This window comes from Bacteroides sp. AM23-12, from assembly GCF_003434395.1.
Lineage (GTDB): Bacteria > Bacteroidota > Bacteroidia > Bacteroidales > Bacteroidaceae > Bacteroides > Bacteroides thetaiotaomicron.
Genome location: NZ_QTLF01000060.1, coordinates 1 through 9,626, shown reverse-complemented (window position 1 = coordinate 9,626; position 9,626 = coordinate 1). Strand labels below are relative to the sequence as shown.

The following is a 9,626-nucleotide window of genomic DNA, read 5'->3' as shown; positions in this document are numbered from 1 at the left end:
CCGGAAGTGAAGCCTGTCTTGCAGAGCATCGCGGCGAAAGCGCCGGACGGAACTCCCTGTTGCCAGTGGGTAGGCCCTGCCGGGTCGGGACATTTTGTGAAGATGATTCACAACGGTATCGAATACGGTGATATGCAGTTGATTGCCGAGGCTTACTGGGTGATGAAGAATCTCATTGATCTGACGAACGAGGAGATGGCGGACGTTTTTGCCCGTTGGAATGAAGGGAAGTTGCGCAGTTATCTGATTGAGATTACTTCTAATATTTTGCGTCACAAGAATAAATCCGGTGGGTATCTGATCGATAAGATTCTCGATGCTGCCGGACAGAAGGGGACGGGAAAGTGGTCTGTCATCAATGCGATGGAGTTGGGGATGCCGTTGGGCTTGATTGCCACGGCGGTGTTCGAACGCAGTCTCTCGGCTCAGAAGGAGTTGCGTCATCTGGCTTCCAAGCAGTTCTTGTGCAAGCATACATTACCTGTATATAATAAGGCGGAATTGGTGAAGGAGATATTTTCTGCCCTTTACGCTTCCAAGCTGGTGTCGTATGCGCAGGGCTTTGCTGTGTTGCAGCGGGCTTCTGATGCTTTCGGATGGAATCTGGATTTGGCTTCCATTGCCCGTATGTGGCGTGGGGGATGTATCATCCGCAGTATTTTCCTTAATGATATAGCTGCTGCTTTTGAGGCGGCGGATAAGCCGAAGCATTTGTTGCTGGCTCCTTACTTCCGTGAGGAAATCAAGTCTTTGCTACCCGGATGGAAGAATCTGGTGGCGGAGGCGATGAAGGAGGAATTGCCTGTTCCGGCTTTCTCTTCGGCTTTGAATTATTTTTATTCGCTGACTTCTGACAATTTACCTGCCAATCTGGTGCAGGCGCAGCGTGATTATTTCGGTGCGCATACGTTTGAGAGGAAGGATGAGTTGCGCGGACAGTTCTTTCATGAGAATTGGACGGGACACGGAGGGGAGACGAAGTCGGGGACTTATAATGTCTGAGTACTTTTCTTTTGCCTTGATGCAAAAGAAAGGTACCAAAAGAAAAAATCAAGGCTGCACCTACGGAGCTACTCCGGCCGCATCTCCGGCTAAAGGGCAGGAACTCGCTCCGCTCAAACAGCCTGCCCTTCTTCACGCCGGAGATACAGCCTCCGCTTGACGCTCCTTCGGTGAGGCCGGGAGACCGTTCGGATGGTAAGTTGTAGGTGGGGGTAGTAGTGGGTGTGTGGGTGATTATGCGTTAGGGCGGTTGGTTGAGATTGGTCGGTTTGTCGGTTGGTTGAGGCTGGTCGGTTTAGGTGCGGTGATGGATGGATAAAAGGTAAAAAGTTAAAAATACGACGATGGATAAATTTGCAATGATTATTTTTGGTGCTTCGGGCGACTTGACTAAACGCAAGTTGATGCCCGCATTGTACTCTCTGTATCGGGATAAACGGCTGACGGGGAGTTTTACTGTTCTGGGAATTGGGCGTACTGTCTATTCTGATGAAGATTACCGTTCATATATACTTGGGGAGTTGCAGCAGTTTGTAAAGGCTGAAGAGCAGAATTTGGAGCTGATGTCTTCTTTTGTGTCTCATTTGTATTATTTGCCGATGGATCCTGCGAAAGTGGAGGGATATTCGCAGTTGCGGGAGCGTTTGGTAGAGCTTACGAAGGAGGTCGATCCGGATAATTTGTTGTTCTATCTGGCTACTCCGCCTTCGCTGTATGGGGTGGTGCCTTTGCATTTGAAGGCGGCCGGGCTGAATACTCCTCATTCTCGTATTATTGTTGAGAAGCCATTCGGGTATGATCTGGAGTCGGCGCTTGAGTTGAATAAGATTTACTCTTCTGTGTTTGATGAGCATCAGATTTATCGTATCGATCATTTTCTAGGCAAGGAGACGGCGCAGAATGTGCTTGCTTTCCGTTTCGCCAATGGTATTTTTGAGCCGTTATGGAATCGTAATTATATTGATTATGTGGAGATTACTGCTGTAGAGAATCTGGGTATTGAGCAGCGTGGAGGTTTTTACGAGACGGCGGGGGCTTTGCGGGATATGGTGCAGAATCACCTGATTCAACTCGTAGCTCTTACGGCTATGGAGCCGCCGGCGGTATTCAATGCGGATAATTTCCGGAATGAGGTAGTGAAGGTTTATGAGTCGCTGACTCCGCTTACGGAGACGGACTTGAATGAACATATCGTTCGCGGACAATATACGGCTTCGGGCAATAAGAAGGGGTATCGTGAGGAAAAGGGAGTGGCTCCCGACTCGCGAACGGAGACTTATATTGCGATGAAGCTGGGCATCAGTAACTGGCGTTGGAGCGGGGTACCGTTCTACATCCGTACCGGTAAGCAGATGCCGACGAAGGTGACGGAGATTGTCGTTCACTTCCGCGAGACGCCCCATCAGATGTTCCGCTGTTCCGGCGGTAACTGTCCGAGGGCTAATAAGTTGATCCTTCGTTTGCAACCAAACGAGGGTATTGTGTTGAAGATCGGAATGAAGGTTCCGGGTGCAGGTTTCGAAGTCCGTCAGGTGACGATGGATTTCAGTTACGCACAGTTGGGCGGCGTGCCGAGTGGTGACGCTTATGCCCGTCTGATTGACGACTGCATTCAGGGAGATCCGACCTTATTTACTCGAAGTGATGCTGTAGAGGCTTCCTGGAACTTCTTTGATCCGGTCTTACGTTATTGGAAAGATAATCCGGACGCACCTTTGTACGGCTATCCGGCAGGTACGTGGGGACCTCTCGAAAGTGAAGCTATGATGCACGAGCATGGGGCAGACTGGACCAATCCGTGTAAGAATTTAACAAATACAGACCAATATTGCGAACTATGAAACTATCTGTTTTCCCGTCGTCTATGGAGACAGCCCGTTCGTTGATATTCCACCTGGTGGATATCATGAATGCTGAACCGGACAAAACGTTCAACATAGCAGTGAGTGGTGGCAGCACTCCCGCCTTGATGTTTGATTTATGGGCAAATGAATACGCTGATATTACTCCTTGGAAGCGTATGAAACTTTATTGGGTAGACGAACGTTGCGTTCCTCCCGAAGATTCTGATAGTAATTATGGAATGATGCGTTCCCTGCTTTTGGGGATAGTGCCCATTCCTTACGAAAATGTATACCGCATTCGCGGTGAAGAGAAACCGGCAAAAGAAGCAGCCCGCTATTCCGAACTTGTCAGCCGGCAGGTACCCAAGAAGAATGGCTGGCCCGAATTTGACATTGTGCTGTTGGGAGCGGGAGATGACGGACATACTTCCTCTATCTTCCCCGGACAGGAGGCTTTGCTCTCTTCCGACCAGATTTATGTGACCAGCACTCATCCCCGTAACGGACAGAAACGCATTGCAATGACCGGATTTCCGATTCTGACTGCCCGCCTTGTTATTTTTCTGATTACCGGAAAGGCGAAGGCGGAAGTGGTGGAAGAAATCTGCCACTCGGGAGATACGGGACCGGCGGCTTATATAGCGCATCATGCGGAGAATGTCGAACTCTTTATGGATGCCGGAGCCGCGATGTATGTGCGGAATGACTGAAAAGAGAGAGACAATATAAAGACAAAGTATATTATATATAAGAAGAGAGAGTAACATTGGAGAAGAGAGAAGCTCACGGGGTCGAAGCCGGGAGCTTCTTGCCTATGTAGCCATTCGGTTTTGATTCGGTTTTATCACCGGATATATCTTATGGGCGAAACTAAAAAACTAAAATTAAAAGAATATGAATCCATTTCAAAATTCGTTCGGCGGTCATATCCCACAGGATGTGGCCGGAAAACAGGGAGAGAATGTAATATTTATAGTCTATAACCTGACAGATTCCCCCGATACGGTTGATAAAGTAAAGGATGTATGTGCCAATTTCTCGGCAATGATCCGTAGTATGCGCAATCGTTTTCCTGATATGCAATTCAGTTGCACGATGGGATTCGGGGCTGATGCGTGGACGCGGCTTTTCCCCGATAAGGGTAAACCGAAAGAGCTGAGTACTTTCTCCGAGATAAAAGGGGAGAAGTATACAGCTGTTTCTACTCCCGGTGATTTGTTGTTCCATATTCGGGCGAAGCAGATGGGGCTGTGTTTCGAGTTTGCTTCTATCCTTGATGAGAAGCTTAAAGGGGCTGTGGTGTCTGTTGATGAGACGCATGGATTTCGCTATATGGATGGTAAGGCGATTATCGGCTTTGTGGACGGTACGGAGAATCCTGCTGTCGATGAGAATCCCTATCATTTTGCGGTGATAGGCGAGGAGGATGCGGATTTTGCAGGAGGCAGTTATGTGTTTGTGCAGAAATACATTCATGATATGGTTGCGTGGAATGCGCTTCCGGTGGAACAACAGGAAAAGGTGATCGGACGTCATAAGTTCAATGATGTGGAGCTGTCGGACGAAGAGAAGCCGGGGAATGCGCATAATGCTGTGACCAATATCGGTGATGATCTGAAGATTGTACGTGCCAATATGCCGTTTGCCAATACTTCGAAGGGGGAGTATGGTACGTATTTTATTGGGTATGCTAGTACATTCAGCACGACTCGCCGGATGTTGGAGAATATGTTTATCGGCAGTCCGGCGGGCAATACCGACCGCTTGCTCGATTTCAGTACGGCAATAACGGGGACGCTTTTCTTTGTGCCGTCGTATGATTTGCTGGGCGAGTTGGGTGAGTAAATCACCGGACGGTGCGAACTAGATAAAACGTGGTGGGAAGTTCGGAAAAGATGGTTATGTTTTCCGGATTTCCCACCACGTTTTACTCTTTGAACTCTGTTTCTTTTTGTACTTTCTTCCGAATTTCATGAAATAAAGGGGAAAAAGTGAGAGGAGTGAGAGAGGATTTCTAACATTCGTATTTTTTTTAGTTGAAAATTAGAGAGTAGAAACAGTGAAATAAAAATATAAAAGTTGCAATTCCTCCCTCACACCTCTCACTTTTTTAGGATAAACTTCTTTTTCCTATGCCCTTTGTACTATTGTCGGATCATTGGGAGATTTCTTTAAGAAATCGTTTCTGATAACGTATGCATCCATCTTCTCTGTATCGAAGGGTTTCAGTAAAGAAGCTATTTCGGCCTTGCTCAATGAGGGATTGAGCCATTTCTCTTCCTCCTCTTGGGTGAGTATGGCGGGCATCCGGTGCTTGGTGTTATCGATGTAATCGGTCAGCGAATTGGTGTCAGTGGTGATGATGGAGAAAGTTTCGTGTTCCTCTCCCGTATCCTTGTCCAGCCAACGGTCGTAGATGCCGGCCATCGAGAAGATAGGTTCATCTTTCACATATATATAATAAGGTATTTTGTTTGCTCCTTCATGCCTCCATTCAAAATAGCCGGTACTGGGCACTATGCACCGTTTCTTCATGATCGGTTCGCGGAAAGACGGTTTCTCGAAAATGGTATCCGCACGGGCATTGAGTGTCATCTTTCTTATTTCTGTCGCATCCTCTTCGCTTCTTACCCAGAAAGGGATGAGTCCCCAGTTGAAAACCTGTACTTCGTCCGAAGAAGTAATGATAGGATATCTGGGGAAAGTGAACGCATTCACATGATACTGTTCGTCAAGAATGCTTTGGTAAATCTCGACTACATCCGATTGGCGTCCGTAACGGGCGGCAACTTTGATGGCTTTGGCTGACATGGAGTTGTGGAAACACATATTATCTGCAATTAATGTTTATAATTTGGTTGATATCAGTAGTATAACGTCCGGAGAGCTGTTCTTGTTTGAGCATCCCCCCTATAAACAAACGGAGTCAAGTCTTTGCTCGCAAAAAGAAATGTATTAAGATTTAATAGAATATAAAAGAGCTTTAGGTATAATCAAACTTTATGTTATTTTTCTTTGATTTAGTGCTATCGTCCAGCTTGTTCTATAAATAGATAAATAAAAAGTGCTTCCTAGATCGTCCGCCGACGAGGAAGCACTCAACACAAAAACTAAACTAGACTTAACTAAACTATTCTATTCTTGGAATTTCACAATCCCTTTCTGTTCGTTGCAAAGTTACATATAAAACCGATTTCTGACAAACTATAATCGACAAAATTCACTTTTTTGCCGATAAATTAGACAATCATCAGCTTCTTTCATCCAAAAATGCCTGAAAAACCTGCTTGTAACTATCACTAATGGGGATATACGTTTTGTCAAAGACGATACGTCCACGGTCGATCACCCGTATTTTGTCCTTTTGGACGATGAATGAACGGTGTACACGTATGAACCGGCTGGAAGGCAAAAGCTCTTCCATGGCTTTCATGCTCATGAGTGACAAGATGGGTTTGGTATCATCTTCCGTATATATTTTGATGTAATCTTTCAGTCCTTCGATGTACATGATCTTTTTCAGTTCTACCTGTACCAGCTTATAGTCGCTTTTTACAAAGATGCTGTCTATCTCTTCCGGCTTCTGCACCAGCTCGAACCATTGCAGGGCTTTATTGGCTGCTTGCAGGAAATCGACATACGAGATCGGTTTCAGCAGATAATCGAGTGCATTGACACGATAACCGTCGATAGCGTATTGACCGAATGCGGTGGTAAAAACGATACGCGTACGGGAATCTACCATTTGTGAGAACTCCAGTCCGTTAAGTTCCGGCATCTGAATGTCAAGGAAAAGAAGATCGACTTCTTCGCCCGGCAACTCCTTCATTGCCTGAACTGCACTGGAATATTTTCCTGTAAGTTGCAGAAACGGAGTCTTATTCACATAACTTTCCAGTAGGCCCAGAGCCAATGGCTCATCATCTACAATGGCACAACGTAATATCATAATTCTCTATATTTTATTTAATTACCTAAACCGAATATACTCTCAATTATTACCTATTACTTAATACTTATTACTTATTAATACTCTCCCTCACACGGATGCTCAGCCTTGATCTATACTCCTTGCCGTCTTCCGAAATTCCTTTCTGCCAGGTATACTGGCCTGGATAAAGAATCTCCAGTCGTCGGTTCACCTGTTCCAGTCCTATCCCCGAACCACTCTTGTCCATTATGTTCTTCGGGTGGTTGCTGTTGCTTATCTCGCAGATCACTTCCGTCTCATTTTCCGCAAGATGGATATGGATAAAACTCCGTTCCGTAGGCGATATACCGTGCTTGAAGGCATTCTCGATCAGCGAGATAAAGATAAGCGGTGCGATAAGAGTCCGACTGTCCGGCAGTATATCAATCTGCGTAGTCATCTGTACATTGGAAGACAGGCGGATGCGCATCAGTTCGATATAGTTGCGGATAAAGGCAGTCTCTTTGCCTAGCGGGACGTAGGTCTGCTGATTATCATACAACACATAGCGTAGGAGCTTGCTTAGTTCCTGCACAGCTTGTTGCGCCTTGTCTGTATCAAAAGCAATTAAGGCATAGATATTGTTCAGCGTATTGAGCAGAAAATGCGGGTTCAGTTGATTGCGCAGATTCTTCAGTTCCGCTTCCGAACGGTTCCGTTCCGCTTCCTTACGGGCAGCTTCCGCTTGTGTCCATCGGGCACTCATACGTATGGCGGCACTCAGTCCGATGGTGAAGACGAGACTCAGCATATCTCTGACAAAGAACAGCCATCCCGGAGGACCACCCGACCGGTGAGGCTTGGGAACAAAGGAAGGATCGAATGTCAGACTCCGCCAAAGGTGCAGCATCAGACCGATGACACACAACAGGAGAATATTGTAAGTAATATACCTCTTGGTCTGGCTCTGAAAAAGATATCGGGGAACCAGCAGGAAATAGTTGACGTAGAACGCGATCATGAAAGACAACGGTACGGCAGAATGGCGTAAGTATGCCATCCAGTTGATGTTTCCGTTTTCGCGCTCTACAAAGAAGAACGGAAAACCGAACATAATCCCCCAGCCGATAATGTGTATCAGTGCTTCCAGGGGACGACGTGCGGATGTTAGGCTTTGTTTCATAAAGACAAAGATAGTTTTTTATTCGTATCTGATTGCCTCTATCGGGTCTAAATCTGCTGCTTTCTTTGCAGGATACCATCCGAAGAAGACTCCGGTGACGGTGCAGACTGCGAAAGAAAGGAAGACACTCCAAGGTTGGATGAAGATAGGCCAGTGTGCCACGCTCTTCACGATCCAGCTGGCTCCGCAGCCTATGATGACTCCGATAAGACCTCCCGTAATACTGATCATGATAGCCTCGATGAGGAACTGGCTCAGAATATCAACGCCACGTGCGCCGACGGACATACGCAGACCGATTTCACGGGTACGTTCGGTGACGGACACGTACATAATATTCATGATACCGATACCGCCGACCACCAGAGATATTCCGGCAATACAGGCGAGCAGGGTGGTCATCAGATCGGTGGTAGAGTTTAGCATCGTACTCAACTCCTGTTGGGTACGGATGGTGAAATCGTCTTCGTCCGAAGCTTTCAATTTATGGTTGCGCCGCAGGATTTCCGTGATTTCATCGGTAGCATACTCGGTCATGTCTTCCGATAGGGCAGAAGCAAAGACACCCTGAAGATAGGTGACGGCAAGCAATCGTTTCATGACGGTGGTGTAAGGAGCCAGTACGATATTATCCTGATCCTGTCCCATAGAGTTGTACCCTTTGGCTTTGAGCACACCGACCACCCGGAACGGTATCTTGTTGAAGCGGATGATTTTCCCTATCGGATCGCTTCCGTCCGGAAAGAGGTTGTCTACAATCGTTTTACCGATCACGCAGACCTTAGCCGAACTCTGTATGTCGGCTTCCGTAAACATATCTCCGCTTTCTACACTCAGCTGACGGATGTCGAGATACTCCAGCCCGACACCGCTGACGGATGACGGGTAGTTGTTGTTACCCGCGATAAGCTGTCCCGACGAAGACACATTAGGACTGATGGCGGACAGGAAATTGGTCTCATCGCGCAAGGCCTCATAGTCGGTCAGCTTCAACGTCTGCATAGCCGATGGGTCTTGCCGGACACCCCCCCGTCTGTCGGCTCCCGGATGGATCATGATCATGTTCGATCCCATCTCCGATATCTGTTGCTGGATGCTTCGCTTCGATCCCTGACCGATAGCGAGCATCGTGATGACGGAAGCGACACCGATGATGATACCAAGCATGGTGAGGAAAGCACGCAGCTTGTTGTTCGCCAATGCCCGGAGAGCTATTTTAAATAAGTTAGTTCCATTCATAAACTACTGTTACTTATTACTTAATATTTGATACTTAATACCCAATACCTAATACTTATTACCTATTACTTATCTTCAATCCTCGTCGCTTTTGGGCAATGCGGCCAGTGCTTCGGCGGCGGACAGGACATGAGAGTTGACTGTATCTTCAATGACATGACCGTCGCGCAGGCGGATGTTCCGGCTGCTGTATTGCGCGATTTCGGGATTGTGCGTTACGAATATAATGGTACGTCCTTCCGCATGAAGTTTCTGGAACAGGACAAGTATATCAAAAGACGTACGTGTGTCGAGGTTTCCGGTTGCTTCGTCGGCAAGGATGACCGCAGGGTTGTTTACCAGTGCACGGGCGATGGCTACGCGCTGCATCTGTCCTCCGGACATCTGGTTGGACTTATGCTCCAACCGGTCGCCCAGACCTACCGCCTGCAACGCTTCGACGGCACGC

Annotated in this window: 10 protein-coding genes; 5 read left to right on the top strand and 5 right to left on the bottom strand. The window is 47.2% G+C overall.

Going from position 1 to position 9,626, the window contains the following annotated elements:
• From gnd to DW640_RS22630, 5 genes are all read left to right on the top strand, one after another.
• A partial coding sequence (gene gnd / locus DW640_RS22645) for a decarboxylating NADP(+)-dependent phosphogluconate dehydrogenase (RefSeq protein WP_117578980.1) occupies positions 1-1,002 on the top strand: 1,002 nt, incomplete at its 5' end.
• On the top strand, positions 995-1,162 hold the full coding sequence (locus DW640_RS23850) for a hypothetical protein (RefSeq protein WP_162531727.1): 168 nt from the start codon (positions 995-997) through the stop codon (positions 1,160-1,162). The genes gnd and DW640_RS23850, both read left to right, overlap by 8 nt.
• A gap of 184 nt (positions 1,163-1,346) precedes the next feature.
• Positions 1,347-2,843 (top strand): glucose-6-phosphate dehydrogenase, encoded by a 1,497-nt coding sequence (zwf, locus tag DW640_RS22640; protein ID WP_008763420.1) that lies wholly within the window; start codon positions 1,347-1,349, stop codon positions 2,841-2,843.
• Positions 2,840-3,556 (top strand): 6-phosphogluconolactonase, encoded by a 717-nt coding sequence (gene pgl / locus DW640_RS22635; protein ID WP_008763421.1) that lies wholly within the window; start codon positions 2,840-2,842, stop codon positions 3,554-3,556. The genes zwf and pgl overlap by 4 nt, the downstream gene beginning before the upstream one ends.
• Positions 3,557-3,740: 184 nt before the next feature.
• Positions 3,741-4,691 (top strand): Dyp-type peroxidase, encoded by a 951-nt coding sequence (locus DW640_RS22630; protein WP_011107658.1) that lies wholly within the window; start codon positions 3,741-3,743, stop codon positions 4,689-4,691.
• 285 nt (positions 4,692-4,976) lie between these two features.
• Here DW640_RS22630 and DW640_RS22625 read toward each other — a convergent pair whose 3' ends face one another.
• The 5 genes from DW640_RS22625 to DW640_RS22605 form a co-directional block, all read right to left on the bottom strand.
• Entirely contained in the window at positions 4,977-5,675 is a 699-nt protein-coding gene (locus tag DW640_RS22625) for an SOS response-associated peptidase (RefSeq protein WP_008765986.1), read from the bottom strand.
• A 421-nt stretch (positions 5,676-6,096) separates the two neighbouring features.
• Positions 6,097-6,795 (bottom strand): LytTR family DNA-binding domain-containing protein, encoded by a 699-nt coding sequence (locus DW640_RS22620; RefSeq protein ID WP_008765924.1) that lies wholly within the window; start codon positions 6,793-6,795, stop codon positions 6,097-6,099.
• A gap of 70 nt (positions 6,796-6,865) precedes the next feature.
• Positions 6,866-7,939 carry a sensor histidine kinase gene (locus tag DW640_RS22615; RefSeq protein ID WP_117578979.1) on the bottom strand — a complete coding sequence of 358 codons (1,074 nt, stop codon included), beginning with the start codon at positions 7,937-7,939 and terminating at the stop codon, positions 6,866-6,868.
• A gap of 18 nt (positions 7,940-7,957) precedes the next feature.
• A complete protein-coding gene (locus DW640_RS22610; protein WP_008765923.1) occupies positions 7,958-9,178 on the bottom strand; it encodes an ABC transporter permease in 1,221 nt (406 codons plus the stop codon).
• 75 nt (positions 9,179-9,253) lie between these two features.
• On the bottom strand, positions 9,254-9,626 hold a 373-nt coding region (locus DW640_RS22605; RefSeq protein WP_117578978.1), incomplete at its 5' end, for an ABC transporter ATP-binding protein.

Coding starts and splice junctions, on each gene's coding strand:
- DW640_RS23850 (WP_162531727.1), top strand. CDS start 995: ATGTCTGAGTACTTTTCTTTTGCCTTGATGCAAAAGAAAGGTACCAAA.
- zwf (WP_008763420.1), top strand. CDS start 1,347: ATGGATAAATTTGCAATGATTATTTTTGGTGCTTCGGGCGACTTGACT.
- pgl (WP_008763421.1), top strand. CDS start 2,840: ATGAAACTATCTGTTTTCCCGTCGTCTATGGAGACAGCCCGTTCGTTG.
- DW640_RS22630 (WP_011107658.1), top strand. CDS start 3,741: ATGAATCCATTTCAAAATTCGTTCGGCGGTCATATCCCACAGGATGTG.
- DW640_RS22625 (WP_008765986.1), bottom strand. CDS start 5,675: ATGTGTTTCCACAACTCCATGTCAGCCAAAGCCATCAAAGTTGCCGCC.
- DW640_RS22620 (WP_008765924.1), bottom strand. CDS start 6,795: ATGATATTACGTTGTGCCATTGTAGATGATGAGCCATTGGCTCTGGGC.
- DW640_RS22615 (WP_117578979.1), bottom strand. CDS start 7,939: ATGAAACAAAGCCTAACATCCGCACGTCGTCCCCTGGAAGCACTGATA.
- DW640_RS22610 (WP_008765923.1), bottom strand. CDS start 9,178: ATGAATGGAACTAACTTATTTAAAATAGCTCTCCGGGCATTGGCGAAC.